Raw genomic sequence first — 14,993 nt, forward strand, 5'->3', positions numbered from 1 at the left:
TTAGGAGGGGTATTTCTATGAAATCAAAAAATATTATTAAAATTGTAACAGGAACTATTATAGCCACCACTATTATTAGTCCCGTTGTTCCTGTTATACAGAATATTTCTGTACTTGCAGATACAACTAATTCAAATTCTAGTAACTCAAATACACACACTCTAAATTCTGCATACGTAGTCTACGGGTCTGGAGTCTCATCAGATATCTACTCAAGTTTAAATGATGTTTTACAAACAGATTCTTCATTTAAAACTATGACGGCAACAGCAGACGATTACCGTAAATATATTAATAATAATAGTAATACAACTAACGCTGCTATGATTAGTTCTGTTGCTATTGCTCCTGGTGATCCAGGGTCTGGAGTTAAAGTTAATATAAAGAATTATAATGGTGAAAATAATATCACTGAGGTTACTGCTCAGCAATATGCTATGGTTGCTCAAATGGCTGGTGTAACTGATGTAAGTATTGTCGTTACTGCTAACCGAGCTGTATCTGGTGAATCTGCTTTAACAGGTGTTTATAAAGCTTTAGCTACTGACGGGGTAAATATCAATTCTGAAAACACTTCTGCTGCAAATAATGTATTAGATGCTACGCAATCTGCTATTGATGCTAATAAAGATGATAAAAGTTATCCTGGAAAATTAATGGCAGCTGTAGGTGATGTTTCAAAACAAATTGCTCAGCAAAAACAAGATGATTCTAGTAACTTAGCGACTAAACAAGACATCCAAGATATGTTAAATAAAGCTCTAGAAAAACGTGGCATAGCTGATACAACTAATCAAACTCAGATTACACAAATTGTTAATGCTTTAGTAGTATTTCAAAATGCTCCTATTTCATCAAGTAAAACTTATGTAAATACTGTTGATGATACGATTAATAATGTAAAAAACTCAACTGGTAACTTAATGAATAAAGCAAAAAATTGGGCTAATAGTGAAAAATTTGGTCAAACAGCTGAAGAAGCTAAGGGCTGGTTCGCTAAATTCACTGATTGGATAAAAGGTATTTTTGGACAAAAATCTGATAATTCCACAGACACAGATACTAACACTAACGAATCAAGTAATACAACTTCATCCTCTGACACTTCTAGTGTTGTAGATGATAGCTCCAGTAACGAAAATACTGATACAAATAATTCTGAGAATTGGTGGACACAATTTACCAATTGGATAAAAGGATTATTTGGACAAAACAATAACTAATTTGGAGGTTTTCATGAACACAACAGTTCTTACCGAGCTTATTAATCAATACGGTTACTTGGCAATTGCACTGCTGATTGCTCTTGAAAATATTTTTCCCCCTATTCCATCAGAAGTAATTCTAACTTTTGCTGGTTTTTTGACTTTAAATAGCGAATTACACATTCTAGGGGTAATAGTTGCATCTACCATTGGCGCTGTTTTAGGTGCTTTAATACTATATTTAGCTGGGCATCTACTTTCAGCTGAACGTCTGGAAAAAATATTATCTGGAAAAGTTGGACAATTACTTCACTTTAACGATAAAGATATAGCCAAGTCTATTAGTTTCTTCAAAAAACACGGTAGTAAAGCAATCTTTTTTGGTAGACTAGTTCCGGTAATTAGAAGTTTAATTTCTATCCCAGCTGGAGTGACACATTTTGATTGGAAGAGATTTGTCGTTCTTTCATCTTTAGGAACAGCTATTTGGAATACTATTTTAATTTGCTCTGGACACTATCTTGGAGCATCTTGGGAAAAAATTCTTACAGTTTTTGATTCTTTTACTACAATAATTGTTATTCTCTTAGGCTTAACAATTATTGGCTATTACTTCATCAAATTAAGAAAGGCAAAATAATATAGGATTGAGATTTTGAAAAATTCATAATCTCAATCCTATTGTTTTATATAATCAAATTTTATTATTTATTCATTAATGCTTCTACATCACAACAAATCATATATTCTTCATCTGTTGGAATCCGCATTACTGTAATACTTGAATCTTTTCCAGAAACAATACCTTCTGTCCCACGCTTAGAATTTTCATCTTTATTAATTGTTACTCCTAAAAACGATAACTTATTCATTATAGCTTCCCTGGTTTCTGGTGAATTTTCACCAATACCAGCAGTAAAGACAATACCATCAATACCTTCCATTTCCATATAATATTGTCCAATATACTTAATAATATCATTATAGAATAATTTAATGGCTAATTCTGCTCTCTTGTTGTTTTTAGCTGCAGCTGCCTCAACATCGCGCATATCCAAAGATACACCAGACACACCTAAAAATCCTGACTCTTTATTCAACATATACAAAATTTCAGAAACAGATTTCACTTTTAACTTCTTCATCATATATGCTACTAATGAAACATCTACATCCCCAGAACGAGTAGCCATTTGAATCCCCGTTAATGGTGTAAATCCCATAGATGTATCAAAAGATTTTCCATTCTTTACGGCTGTAATAGAAGCTCCTGCACCTAAATGACATGTTACTAATTTTAAATCTTCGACAGGTTTTCCCATTAGTTTCGCTGCACGTAAAGACACATAACGATGACTTATACCATGTGCTCCATATCGCCTTACACCATAATTTTTATACCATTTATATGGTGTACTATACATAAAGTTTTCTTCTGGTAATGTTTGATGGAATGCTGTATCAAAAGCAACTACACTCAAAGCATTTGGAAGTAACTTTTTGAAGACTTTAATACCAACCAAGTTAGCAGGATTATGTATTGGAGCTAATTCAATAATATCTTCAATCTTCTTAATTACATTACCATCTACAGGAACAGATTTCTTGAAATATTCACCACCAGCAACTACACGATGACCCACCGCACTAATTTCGTTAAGATCAGTTACTATATCTAGTTTCTTTAATAATTGTAGCAATAAATCAACCGCAACAGTATGATCTTTTATTGCTTGAACCTCACGATGTTTTTTCTTATCTCCATATTTAATTGTAATAATCGAATCATCTAACCCTATTCGTTCAATAAGGCCACTAGCCAAAACATTTTTAGATGGGGATTCAAATAATTTGAATTTTAAACTAGAACTTCCAGAATTAATTACAATAATTTTTCTCATAAAACTCACTCTCGTTTCTTCAACTAATTACATTGTATATAATATTATTTATTTAAAGCGATTTCAAGTGCATATAAATAATCATTTAAGTGGTTTTATACATAAAGGATTTCCCCAAACTCTAGAGTTACTAGGTATATCTTTAATAACTACACTATTTCTTTCAACTACTACATTATCTCCAATTGTAACTCCTCCACCAATCACAACATCATCTTCAATGACAACATTATTTCCAATTGTTATTGGTAGATCTTTAACCCAGTGATCCGCACGATACTGAGGATTTTCAGCATGTTTAGAAGTAAATATACCTACATTATTTCCGATTTGAACATTGTCCCCTATTAAAACCTTATTACAATCTATTAATTTAAAATTATTACCTATCAAAACATTATTTCCAACATGAAAATTAAAGCCAAATTCACAAATAAAGCCTGGTTTAAATACGAAATTTTCTCCATAACTTCCTAATAAATCTAAGATTAAATTTCGATCTGCTTCTCCTTTCATTTGATAATCACTATTATATTTACGACAATTAGTAAAAGCATAATTTCTTGCATTATCTATGTCTTCATCAAAATCGTAGTATAAATTTCCTTGATTTGTTATCTTCTTTATCTTTCCTATGTCAAAATTTTTCATCGTATAAACCTCAAAATTTCTCGAATAAAAAAAGGTTGTCCCAAAAAAGATCAACCTTTCTTTAGTATTAAGTTTATCCATATCCTCGTTAAAAGCAACTGTGTATTTTACCACATGCCTATAACTTTCATCCAAAGTGTTCCTACAACCATCCACAAAACGATGTAGATAATTCCTAAGAAAGCATTCATTTGCCACCATTTAGATTGTGTTACATAACCAGAGCCAAACAATACTGGTGCTGGACCTGAAGCATAGTGTGTTGTAGATGCACAAAGATTACCAAAGAATCCCAACATCAAAGCTGCTAACATTCCTGGAACACCAGCAGATACAGCTACACCTAACAAAGCTCCGTACATCGCACTGATATGTGCTGTTGAAGATGCAAATAAGTAATGGCTATAGAAGAATGCTAGAACTAAAATCAATAAGATAAAGAACCAACTAATACCATGTAATGAACCGGCAATTGTCTTACTCAACCAAGGAATAAAACCTAATTCATTTAATTGGCTAGCCATCATTACTAAAACTGAGAACCATGTCAATGTGTTCCAAGCACCACTTTCATTTAAAATATCTTTCCAAGTTAAGACACCTGTAATCAACAATAAGGAAAGTGCCATGAAGGCTGTTAAAGTAGCATCAATCTTTAATGTACTACCTAAGACCCACAATAATAATGCAAAAATAAAGATTCCAATCATTACTTTTTCAGGAACTGTTATTTTACCCATTTTTTCTAATTCTGAATCTGCCCATTCCTTAGCATTTGGAGTCTCTTTTATTTCAGGTGGATAAAGCTTGTAAATAATAAATGGAATGATAATCAATGACAATAAACCTGGAACTAATCCAGCTAAGAACCAATCCATCCATTGAAGATGTACACCATTACTCTTAGCTAAAGTTTGAACTAAAGGATTTCCGGCCATCGCTGTCATAAACATTGCTGAAGTAATCATATTACCATGGTATTCAGCAAAAATTAGAAATGAACCGATTTTTCTTTCTGTTTTCTTCTTAGGATCTGAGTCAAATTCTTTGGCTAATGATTCAATAATTGGGTACATGATACCACCTGCACGTGCTGTGTTAGAAGGCATTGCTGGTGCTAAAATCAAATCTACCCCGATTAATGAATAAGCCAATCCTAAAGTACGTTTACCGAATAACTTAACAAATATCAAGGCAATTCTTCTACCCAATCCTGTTTTAATAAAGCCACGGGCTATAAAGAATGCCATTGCAATCAACCAAATACTTGCATTACCAAATCCTACGATTGCCTTTTCCATTGGCACAGTTCTCGTCAAAACAACCAAAGCAAAAGCGATAATCGAAACTGCACCAATTGGTAGAGGTTGTGTAATACATGCAATAATAGTAGCAACAAACAAAGCAAACATATGCCAACCAGCAACTGAAATCGCTACTGGTCTAAGTGGAGTTGCAAACCAGATAATTAAGCCCACTATAACTGGGACTATAAACTTTTTATAATCAACTTTTTCCAATGATTTCATAAAAAATTCTCCAAACTTCTCTATGTAGGGGATTTGCTTAATTTACAAATCCTTAGAAAAAGGTTGAGATTTTATTGCTCAACCTTTATTTGTTATTTTTCTAAAAATGCTTCGCGTCCAGCTTGTATACCGAAAATAACCGTTTCTGCAATAGAGTTACCACCGATACGATTATTACCGTGTAAACCACCTGCAACTTCTCCAGCAGCTAAGAGACCAGGAATTATATCACCATTTCCATCTATAACTCTTGTACGACTGTCAATATGGATTCCACCCATTGTATAATGGATAGCAGGTGCAATATGAATAGCGTAGTATGGAGCTTCACTAATCTTTCTTTCCATTCCTGTTTTACGATCAAAATCAGTATCTTTACCAGCAGCAACCATTTGATTCCAGTTGTTAACTGTTGCTTCTAATTTATCTGCAGGAACATTAATCTTTTCTGCTAATTCTTTCAAATTAGATCCATGTTCTACCAAGCCGATACTATCGTAGAATTCAATAGCTTTTACTCGACTGCGAATATCTTTATCAAAAATTAAGTATGCACTGTGTTCAGGCAAAGCAGTAATAGCATTAGAAACAACTTTTCTTGTATTAAGTTCATTTACAAAACGTTGTCCTTCACCATTTACTAAAATGCCACCTTCACCACGAACAGCTTCGCCAATTAAGAAGGCATGTGGTGTATCTTGTTGTACAGTTGGATGTACTTGAATTAAATTCATTTGTACAACTTGGGCACCTAATTCTTCAGCTAACTTAATTCCATCTCCAGTAGCTCCGGGATGGTTAGTTGTCTTGTAGCTAGCTAAATCTGGACGATATTTCTTGATAATATCTTGAGCAGCACCAAAACCACCTGTAGCTAATAATACTGTTTTGGCATTAATTACTTTTTCACCTTCGCTAGTTTTTACAGTCACACCATTTACTCGACCACTTTCTTTATTAACTTTTGTAACAGTTACATTATTGAAAACTGGTAAATTTTCATCTTGAGCAATCTTTAATAGATTCTTTATTAAGAAAGCTCCGATTGGTGCCATGCTAGATGGGCGATGAGTTCTCATTTTACTCATACCACCAGTGAAAGTTAGTTCGTCTAATTCAATTCCATGGTCTTTTAACCAATCAATTGCAAGAGCTGAATGACTAGTGAAATATTTTAATAATTCTGGATCATTTAACTTCCCACCACCTTTATAAGTTTCCTTATAAAAGTCATCCATATTATCAACAATTCCATGATGTAATTGGATGTTAGTTTCAGCAGCATTCATTCCTGAAGAAGCACGATTAGTATTACCACCAAATTTTTCCATTTTTTCTAAAACAACTGGCTTCAAACCTAATTCATGTGCTTGAATAGCAGCTGTTAAACCTGTACTACCAGAACCTACGATTACAACATCATAGCTACTTTCCAATTTCGAAATATTCCATGGTTCAAAAATAAATTTCTCAGCCATTATATATCCTCCTAAAAGTTTATCTATCGATATTTGTCATCTTCAATGGATCTACCCATTCATCAAATTGTTCAGGAGTTACCTTACCTGATGCAATTGCAGCTTCACGCAAAGTTGTTCCTTCTTTATCTGCCTTTTGAGCAATCTTAGCACTGTCATGGTATCCAATATGTGGAGATAGAGCTGTAACTGTCATCAAGGAATTATCTACTAATTCTTTCATGCGAGCTTCGTTAACAGTTAAGCCACTAATCATCTTATCTGCGAATCCTCTCATTGTTCCTGCTAATAAGTCAGCTGATTCCAAGAATGCTTCGATTAATACTGGCTTGTAAACATTCATTTCAAAATTACCTTGAGAAGAAGCCATACCAACTACAACATCATTACCTGTAACACGAACTGCAGCCATAGTAATTGCTTCTGCTTGAGTTGGGTTTACTTTACCAGGCATAATGGAAGATCCTGGTTCATTTGCTGGGATATTCAATTCATCATATCCTGCACGTGGACCTGAAGCTAAGAAACGTACATCATTAGCAATCTTCATCAAGTCGTCTGCTAAAGTCTTCATTGCTCCATGAACTACATTTAAGTTAGAGTGATGAGATAATCCATAGAATTTATTACTTTTAGCTGTAAATTCATGTCCGTATACTTTACCAACTTTTTCAGCAATTACATCAGCAAATCCAGGAGCAGCATTCAAACCAGTTCCTACTGCAGTACCCCCCATTGCTAATTCTAAAAGTGTACCGTCTAATTGTTTTAAGTATTCAAGATCATGTTCTAGAGCTGATACCCAGCCAGATACTTCTTGACCAAAAGTTAATGGTGTAGCATCTTGTAAATGAGTACGTCCAATCTTAACTACTCTCCAATATTTTTCTTGTTTTTTCTTTAATTCATCAATCAAATGTTGTGCAGATTCTTCCAACTTAGCTACTGCATCTGCAGCTACAATATTCATTGCTGTTGGGAAAATATCATTAGAACTTTGACCTTTATTAACATCATCGTTAGGTAAAATTTCAAGTTCAGGATTTAATTTTGCAGCTTGATGAGCTACTACTTCATTACAGTTCATATTTGTTTGAGTGCCAGAACCTGTTTGATAAACTTTTAATGGAAAATCTTTACGAAGATCTTCATCACTTAAAGAAAGTAAAGTATCGATACTTTCAACAATTAACTTTCCCTTTGCTTCACTAATCTGGTTTAATTCCATATTTGACTGTGCAGCTGCCTTTTTAATTTGAAGTAAAGCACGAATTATTTCAATTGGCATAAAACGTCCAGTTGGAAAATTGTTACGACTACGTTCTGTTTGTGGTCCCCAGAGTGCAGTCTTAGGAATCTTTACTTCTCCTAATGTATCTTCTTCAATGCGAAATTCTGACATAATTAATCCACTCCTTAAGTAAATATTAAGAAATCACTTTCAATGTTAATGATACAATTCACATATTCATATAGTCAAATATTATATACTCTATAAAATATTTTTATATGTAGTTCAAAAACACTTATAAATAAAGCATTTATAATTTAAGGAGTTAATTATGGATATTCGTTTTTACAAAAAATAATTTGTTCTGTTTTGCACAAATTAATAAATTTTCTTAAAATAATCTTTAACCACTTTATCATTATTTTGTGCTATACTTTTTGTAAATGATAGTAAAGGAGACATTTTATGCGTTTTGTTTTAAGAGGAATTTGGTTAGTACTTGCAATTTTCTTTTTTGTCTTAGGATTAGTTGGTCTAGCTTTACCAGTAATCCCTCAAGTACCATTCTTTCTTTTGGCAATTTACTTTACGTCTAAGTTCTCCCCTAAATTCCACAATTGGATTTTAAATAATAGATTGTACAAGAAGTATTTATTACCACTAAAGAATGTTATTAGAAATGAAAGAGAAGTTGTTAAAGATAAATCTAAACAAGTTTGGTATAAAGTTTTAATGGCTAAATTAGGCTTTATCCGTTAGTCAAAAAGTCCTACTTTAATCTTATGGCCGATTAAAGTAGGACTTTTTTGTTATTCAATTAACCTTTTAACACATCATTTAGTGCTTCTGACATTGTTGGATGAGTGTAAATTTGATCTCTTAACATTGTATATGGTAATTTAGCTTTCATCGCCAACGCAATTAAATTAATTACTTCATATGACTCTTCACTATAAATTGTCGCACCTAAAATTTCCTCTGTATCTGGATCTACTAAGATTTTATACATTCCACGAGTATTTCCTATTACCTTAGCTTTTGGAATAGACGTTGCTGCCAACTTAAATAGTTTATACTCAATTTTACTATTTTTAGCCTCCACTTCATTTAAACCTACTCTGGATAATGCTGGTGTAATAAAAACGCTATAAGGTACTAAATTTCTATCACTAACTTTTCTTTTACCTTTTCCATATAGTTGGTCAAAAATGATTCTAAAATCATCTAGAGAAATATAAGTAAATTGAGGTCCACCTTTAACATCGCCAATTGCCCATACATTTTCTGCAGTTGTTCTTAAATAATCATCAACTTTAATTGCTCCACGTTCATCTAGTTCAATATCCGTATTTTCCAATCCTAAATTTTCTGTTACCGGCTTTCTTCCCGTTGCTACTAATAATTTATCGGCTTTAACAGTTTGCTTTTTACCATTAATTTCGTAAATGATTTCCACTTTATCAGATAAATCCTTAACTTCTACAACTTTTGCCCCTAATTTAAATTCAATACCATCTTGACTTAAATCATTGAAAAGCATTTCTGATATATCATCATCTTCACGCTTTAAAAACTTTTCGTTAGTGTCTAAAACTGTTACTTTAGCCCCATAACGAGCAAACATTGAAGCAAATTCCATACCAATATACCCAGCACCTAAAATTACTAATTCATTTGGTAAGGAATTTTGATCCATAGCTGCTGTTGAATCTAAAATATACTTACTTTCTTTCAAACCTTTAACTTGTGGAATTATCGGAGTAGCTCCAGTATTAATAAAGATTCTCTCGCCCTTAATCTTAGTCTTTTCACCACTGTCCAAAACAATCTCAATCGTATGATTACCAACAAATTTAGCTGTCCCATCTAAAACAGTTGCCGTTTCTTCATCTGCGACCATATGATAATTCTTATTTCTTAAAGCTGTTGTCATTTCATTTTTTTGCTTAACAGCATCTTCAAACTTAATTCCACGTTGAGCATTAATGATCAAATTTTTTGATGGTAAACAAGCAATATTAATACATGTTCCACCATACATTTTCTTAGATTTCTCCACTACTAAGACTGATTCACCTCTAGCAGCTAAATTCTTGGCTAAAGTTTTTCCACCTTTTCCAAATCCAATGACTATATTTTTAAATTCTTGCATTTAATATCCTCACTTTCCAATTTAAATTCAACCAAATTGTAGCACATATATTTTTATTTTACTAATAAAAAGTAAGTATAAAATGATAAAAAATGACAAATCATGTTTCCTCAAAAACACAATTTATCATTTTTCCACTATTAACTAATTCTTACAAATCCACTAATGCTTGTGCTCTTTGCAATTCTAAAGCTCTAACATCTCTTGGTAAGAATCTTCTAATCTCGTCTTCATTATATCCAACTTGAAGTCTCTTACTATCCATCATGATAGGTCTTCTAAGCAAACCAGGATTCTTTTGAATTAATGTATAAAGTTTTTGTAATGGTAATTCATCTAAATCAATATCTAAATCTTGAAAAATCTTAGAACGTTTAGAAATAATTTCTTCAGTTCCATCTTCTGTCATTTGTAAAATTTGTTTAATTTCATCAACATTTAAAGGGTTAGAAAAAATATTTCTTTCTTCAAATGGAATATTATGTTCTTCTAGCCATGCACGAGCCTTACGACAAGATGTGCAACTTGGTGATGTATAAAGTGTAACCATCTATGAAACGCCTCTTTTCTAAATTAAGGACCTACCTCAATGTACTACAATATAATTAACCACATAATTATTTTACTACATATTGTTCAAAAAATAAATATCTTTTACAAAAAATATTAATTAACTTTTTGTAAACAATTATCATGTTTATATTAATGTGATTATATCAAATATTTTTATTCTCAAATACCTATATATATAAACTTATATAAAAGTTAAGTTTTTGTTTATTTAGTCAATCTATCCCAAATTACAACTTGACCTTCTTTAAATGACTTTTGTACATCAATAATCCTTTGATTAGAACTTCCTCTAAATTGCAAAGTTAAATCCATCAAATCTTGTTCAAATCTACCATCAACTAAAATATCTAAATTATATAATAATTCTAACTTATCTTCAGATTCTTTCATCAATTCATCCCAAGTATATCCTGACCAAGACCAGATATCTTTTTCATGACCATACTCTTTTCTTATTCTTTTGACTAATCTCAAACAAACCTGTGTATTTAAAAATGGTTCTCCACCTAATAAAGTTAATCCTTGACAATAGCTCTCGCCTAAATCTTTAATAATTCGATCTTCAAGTTCTTGGGTATATGGGGTTCCATAATTAAAATTCTGAGCAGCTTTATTATAGCAACCTGGGCAAGCAAACATACATCCACTGACATATAAACTACATCTAATCCCTTCACCATCAACAAAATTAAATGGTTTATAATCTGCAATCTTCATTTGACTTAAATTACTTGCTAACCATTCTTTAGGTTGTGGATTACGAGGGCCTCTTTTTCGTCTTCTTTGCTTATTTTTTGATTCACTATTATCTACTTTAAAATCATCCTTATTAACAAAGACTGTGTCTCCACCAACACTTATACGAATCGAATCATTATTGTTCATCTTCTGCCATTCCATTCATTAAATTTTTAGCACGTGATGCTATTTCAACGTGACGACCATGTACCATTGGTCTTTGTAGAGGATTACCTAAGTAACCACAAGTTCTCTTTACACAATCACATGTCTTAGGATCATGATTACCACACTTAGGACATTCAAAACCACGTGCTGTTGGTTTAAATTCACCTTGGAATCCACATTTATAACATTTATCAATTGGAGTATTAGTTCCTAAATAACCTATCTTATCATAAGCCCAGTCCCACACAGCCTCGAGTGCCTTAGGATTTTGTCTCAAATTAGGATATTCGCAATAATGGATGAAGCCACCAGAAGCATACTTAGGATAATCCATTTCAAAAGTCAATTTTTCAAATGGAGATGGATGCTTTCTTACATCATAGTGGAAACTATTTGTGTAGTATTCTTTGTCTGTAATATCCTTTACCTTACCAAATCTTTCTGTATCTAATTTGCAGAAACGATCTGTCAATGATTCACTTGGAGTTGAATAAACACTAAAGTGATAATTATATTCCTTAGACCAAGCTTTGCATCTTAAGTTTAGCTCTTTAACAATTTGTAAAGTAAAGTCATGAGCTTCTTGATTATTTTCCCAATCAGGACCATAGAAACTTGTTCCGACTTCATACAAACCAATGTATCCCAAAGAAACTGTTGCTCTACCATTTTTGAAAAGTTCATCTACATTTCCATCTGGTTTTAATCTCTTGCCGAAAGCACCAAATTGATACAAAATAGGTGCATTTTCAGGACTAGCATCCAATACTCGTTTAACCTTGAAAACTAATGCGGATTTAGCAACTTGCATTTCCTCATCAAAAATTTGCCAAAATAGATCTTTATCTCCATTAGCTTTTAAGGCTATTCTTGGTAAATTAACTGTTACTACCCCTAAATTCATCCGTCCAGAGTTAACTTCTTGACCATTTTCATCCTTCCAACCTTGCAAGAATGAGCGACAACCCATTGGCGCTTTGAAACTACCTGTTAACTCTTTAATCTTGTCGTACATTAAAACATCAGGATACATTCTCTTAGTAGCACATTCAACTGCCAATTCTTTGATGTCGTAGTTAGGATCTTCAGGCTTCAAATTTACACCTTTCTTGATTGTGAAAACCAACTTTGGAAAAATAGCAGTTCTCTTTTCTTTACCCAATCCAGCAATTCTAATTTTCAAAATTGATTTTTGAATTTCTCTTTCAATCCATGAAGTTCCCAAACCGAAGCCTAAAGTAGTAAATGGTGTTTGACCTTGTGATGAAAATAGTGTATTAATCTCATACTCTAATGCTTGCATCGCATCATAAATATCTTTTTTAGTTCTTTTAACTGCAAAAGCCTTGATTTTATCCTCATCAGTGATAAATTCTTCACTTTCCTTCAAGTGCTTGTGATAATTCTTCATCGCAAATGGTGCTAAAACTTCATCAATTCTATCAGCAGAACAACCACCATATTGAGAAGAAGCAACGTTGGCGATGATTTGTGCCATTTGTGCTGTTGCAGTTTGAATAGAATGAGGGCTTTCCACTTCTGCATTACCAATCTTAAATCCATGGGTCAACATTTCTTTAAAGTCAATTAAACAACAATTAGTCATGGGACTCCATGGTGTATAGTCCAAGTCATGATAATGAATATCACCACGTAAATGAGCCTTAGCAACGTGTTCAGGCATCATCTTCAAACCTAGTGTCTTTCCAACAGTTCCGGCTGTTAAATCACGTTGCGTATTAAAAACTTTACTATCCTTATTAGCATTTTCATGAACTAAACTTGGATCCTTTCCTTGAAGTCTAGCTAGTCTTTCTGTTGGATTTGTTTGTTCTTCCCATTTTTCTTCATCTTGTTTACGATATTCTATGTAAGCTTGAGCTTTATCATCTAAACCTAGCTCTTTTAACGTATCTACAAAAGCAGTTGCTACTTCCTGTGCACTTACTTCGTCTTTTCCTACTAATTTATTTAGTATTCCACTAATTACATTTTCTTGGATCTTACCCGATAAATCCATTGCATTTAGTACTAATTTTAATTTATATAAAGCAAAGGAAAATTTTACTCCATCTCTTTTAATAAAGTAACTTGGTACTTCTTTTATAACTTTTATACTATTTTTATCTGTTTTCAAATCCAACATGGTACATTTTCCTTTCTTTCATTTAATTATACTATATATATTACACGTTAACTCCATCTAATACAATATATAGTGTCAAAAAATAAAATATCACACTATATATAGTATACAATCTATTGAATAATATTTTTTCTCAAACTTGCGTTATAATAGGACATATAGCAATTATTGGTGGTGAGAAAATGGAATTAACTGAAATCAAAGAAAAAACTTTACAAGCACTTAATGAGTTGCTTGAACAAGCTAATTTAAAAAAAGATGATATTTTTGTACTAGGTATGAGTACTAGTGAAATACAAGGACAACATATTGGTAAGCATTCAAATATTGATATCGGTCGCACAGTCGTAAATACAATCAACGATCGCCTTAAAGAAATAGGTGTACATCTTGCAGTTCAAGGTTGTGAACATTTGAACCGTGCTTTAGTTGTTGAAGAAAGTGTTGCTGAAAAGAATAATTTGGAAGTTGTCACAGTTTATCCGTCTCTACATGCTGGTGGAGCTGGTCAAATCGCAGCATTTGAAGCTTTTGATAACCCAGTAGAAGTTGAACATATCACTGCGAAAGCTGGTATGGATATTGGGGATACTTCTATTGGTATGCATGTAAAATTTGTACAAATTCCCGTTAGAACAAGTGTTACTGAAATTGGCAAAGCCCATGTTACGTTCTTGCGTTCACGTCCTAAATTGATCGGTGGTCAACGCGCTAAATATACTTGGGATCCATTTAATTAATATAACAGCGTCAAACTAGATTTTTATCAAGTTTGACGCTGCGTTATTTTATCGCTCATTACGGTACGGAACACGCCATGGTAACAAAACAGTGACCTCTAACAATTTAGTGAAAAGTTATACTGTGTTCCCAGAATCCCTAATTTAACCGTTAAGAAACGATAGTTTTAGGTTAAGTTAGGATAAAGACATAATTCTATTAAGAGTTATCACGTAATTTAACATGAGTTTCTTGTATAATTTTTTCTAACTTTAAATAAAAGATCTACCGGATAATTACCTGATAGATCTTTCATTAAATTTATGCTGAATATTTGACAAAAATTCTCCCCCACATAATATGGGGAACACCTACCTTTAACTAAAACATAATCTAATTCTTTTACAAAATCAGAACGTTTTCTAAATTTATGAAGAATATAATGTTCAGAAAATCCAGGATGATATTTATTCCAAAAAGCTTCTCTTGTAAGATTCTCTA

The 14,993-nt window shown here is 32.5% G+C and carries 12 protein-coding genes and 1 pseudogene; 4 read left to right on the forward strand and 9 right to left on the reverse strand.

Going from position 1 to position 14,993, the window contains the following annotated elements; genetic code table 11:
* Nucleotides 1-17 precede the first annotated feature (17 nt).
* Together PTA89_RS06770 and PTA89_RS06775 are read left to right on the forward strand one after the other, a co-directional pair.
* Nucleotides 18-1,028 (forward strand): annotated as a pseudogene (locus tag PTA89_RS06770) (DUF1002 domain-containing protein); the annotation flags it as partial.
* A gap of 208 nt (nt 1,029-1,236) precedes the next feature.
* Nucleotides 1,237-1,845, forward strand: a complete 609-nt coding sequence (locus PTA89_RS06775; protein ID WP_273778381.1) for a DedA family protein — start codon at nt 1,237-1,239, stop codon at nt 1,843-1,845.
* Between the two features lie 64 nt (nt 1,846-1,909).
* Here the strand turns inward: PTA89_RS06775 and PTA89_RS06780 are convergent, their stop codons facing one another.
* The 5 genes from PTA89_RS06780 to PTA89_RS06800 all read right to left on the reverse strand — a co-directional run bounded on the left by PTA89_RS06780 (nt 1,910) and on the right by PTA89_RS06800 (nt 8,166).
* Nucleotides 1,910-3,106 (reverse strand): acetate/propionate family kinase, encoded by a 1,197-nt coding sequence (locus PTA89_RS06780; protein ID WP_324177092.1) that lies wholly within the window; start codon nt 3,104-3,106, stop codon nt 1,910-1,912.
* An 81-nt stretch (nt 3,107-3,187) separates the two neighbouring features.
* Complete coding sequence (locus PTA89_RS06785; RefSeq protein WP_324177093.1) at nt 3,188-3,757, reverse strand: LbetaH domain-containing protein; 570 nt, start codon at nt 3,755-3,757, stop codon at nt 3,188-3,190.
* A gap of 107 nt (nt 3,758-3,864) precedes the next feature.
* Nucleotides 3,865-5,286, reverse strand: coding sequence for an anion permease (locus PTA89_RS06790; RefSeq protein WP_003710641.1), 1,422 nt, complete (start codon nt 5,284-5,286; stop codon nt 3,865-3,867).
* Nucleotides 5,287-5,378: 92 nt separating this feature from the next.
* Nucleotides 5,379-6,764, reverse strand: coding sequence for a flavocytochrome c (locus PTA89_RS06795; RefSeq protein ID WP_324177094.1), 1,386 nt, complete (start codon nt 6,762-6,764; stop codon nt 5,379-5,381).
* Between the two features lie 19 nt (nt 6,765-6,783).
* Complete coding sequence (locus PTA89_RS06800) at nt 6,784-8,166, reverse strand: class II fumarate hydratase (protein ID WP_301206969.1); 1,383 nt, start codon at nt 8,164-8,166, stop codon at nt 6,784-6,786.
* A 294-nt stretch (nt 8,167-8,460) separates the two neighbouring features.
* Between PTA89_RS06800 and PTA89_RS06805 the strand changes: the two genes are divergently transcribed.
* Complete coding sequence (locus PTA89_RS06805) at nt 8,461-8,754, forward strand: YbaN family protein (RefSeq protein WP_003703609.1); 294 nt, start codon at nt 8,461-8,463, stop codon at nt 8,752-8,754.
* A 58-nt stretch (nt 8,755-8,812) separates the two neighbouring features.
* Here PTA89_RS06805 and PTA89_RS06810 read toward each other — a convergent pair whose 3' ends face one another.
* The 4 genes from PTA89_RS06810 to nrdD form a co-directional block, all read right to left on the reverse strand.
* Nucleotides 8,813-10,147, reverse strand: a complete 1,335-nt coding sequence (locus tag PTA89_RS06810) for an FAD-dependent oxidoreductase (RefSeq protein WP_324177095.1) — start codon at nt 10,145-10,147, stop codon at nt 8,813-8,815.
* 151 nt (nt 10,148-10,298) lie between these two features.
* On the reverse strand, nt 10,299-10,697 hold the full coding sequence (spxA, locus tag PTA89_RS06815; protein ID WP_003705214.1) for a transcriptional regulator SpxA: 399 nt from the start codon (nt 10,695-10,697) through the stop codon (nt 10,299-10,301).
* Nucleotides 10,698-10,924: 227 nt separating this feature from the next.
* On the reverse strand, nt 10,925-11,605 hold the full coding sequence (gene nrdG, locus PTA89_RS06820) for an anaerobic ribonucleoside-triphosphate reductase activating protein (RefSeq protein ID WP_044005154.1): 681 nt from the start codon (nt 11,603-11,605) through the stop codon (nt 10,925-10,927).
* Complete coding sequence (gene nrdD, locus PTA89_RS06825; RefSeq protein WP_324177096.1) at nt 11,595-13,772, reverse strand: anaerobic ribonucleoside-triphosphate reductase; 2,178 nt, start codon at nt 13,770-13,772, stop codon at nt 11,595-11,597. The genes nrdG and nrdD overlap by 11 nt, the downstream gene beginning before the upstream one ends.
* A 182-nt stretch (nt 13,773-13,954) precedes the next feature.
* Here nrdD and PTA89_RS06830 point away from each other — a divergent pair, with 182 nt between their 5' ends.
* Nucleotides 13,955-14,512 carry a TIGR01440 family protein gene (locus tag PTA89_RS06830; protein WP_035150357.1) on the forward strand — a complete coding sequence of 186 codons (558 nt, stop codon included), beginning with the start codon at nt 13,955-13,957 and terminating at the stop codon, nt 14,510-14,512.
* The last annotated feature ends 481 nt before the right edge of the window (nt 14,513-14,993 follow it).

Source organism: Ligilactobacillus salivarius, assembly GCF_035231985.1.
GTDB lineage: Bacteria > Bacillota > Bacilli > Lactobacillales > Lactobacillaceae > Ligilactobacillus > Ligilactobacillus salivarius.

Excerpts from the sequence above, each read along its gene's own strand:
- PTA89_RS06800 (WP_301206969.1), bottom strand. The coding sequence starts at position 8,166 with ATGTCAGAATTTCGCATTGAAGAAGATACATTAGGAGAAGTAAAGATT.
- PTA89_RS06805 (WP_003703609.1), top strand. The coding sequence starts at position 8,461 with ATGCGTTTTGTTTTAAGAGGAATTTGGTTAGTACTTGCAATTTTCTTT.
- PTA89_RS06810 (WP_324177095.1), bottom strand. The coding sequence starts at position 10,147 with ATGCAAGAATTTAAAAATATAGTCATTGGATTTGGAAAAGGTGGAAAA.
- PTA89_RS06795 (WP_324177094.1), bottom strand. The coding sequence starts at position 6,764 with ATGGCTGAGAAATTTATTTTTGAACCATGGAATATTTCGAAATTGGAA.
- PTA89_RS06780 (WP_324177092.1), bottom strand. The coding sequence starts at position 3,106 with ATGAGAAAAATTATTGTAATTAATTCTGGAAGTTCTAGTTTAAAATTC.
- spxA (WP_003705214.1), bottom strand. The coding sequence starts at position 10,697 with ATGGTTACACTTTATACATCACCAAGTTGCACATCTTGTCGTAAGGCT.
- PTA89_RS06785 (WP_324177093.1), bottom strand. The coding sequence starts at position 3,757 with ATGAAAAATTTTGACATAGGAAAGATAAAGAAGATAACAAATCAAGGA.
- nrdG (WP_044005154.1), bottom strand. The coding sequence starts at position 11,605 with ATGAACAATAATGATTCGATTCGTATAAGTGTTGGTGGAGACACAGTC.
- nrdD (WP_324177096.1), bottom strand. The coding sequence starts at position 13,772 with ATGTTGGATTTGAAAACAGATAAAAATAGTATAAAAGTTATAAAAGAA.
- PTA89_RS06830 (WP_035150357.1), top strand. The coding sequence starts at position 13,955 with ATGGAATTAACTGAAATCAAAGAAAAAACTTTACAAGCACTTAATGAG.
- PTA89_RS06790 (WP_003710641.1), bottom strand. The coding sequence starts at position 5,286 with ATGAAATCATTGGAAAAAGTTGATTATAAAAAGTTTATAGTCCCAGTT.
- PTA89_RS06775 (WP_273778381.1), top strand. The coding sequence starts at position 1,237 with ATGAACACAACAGTTCTTACCGAGCTTATTAATCAATACGGTTACTTG.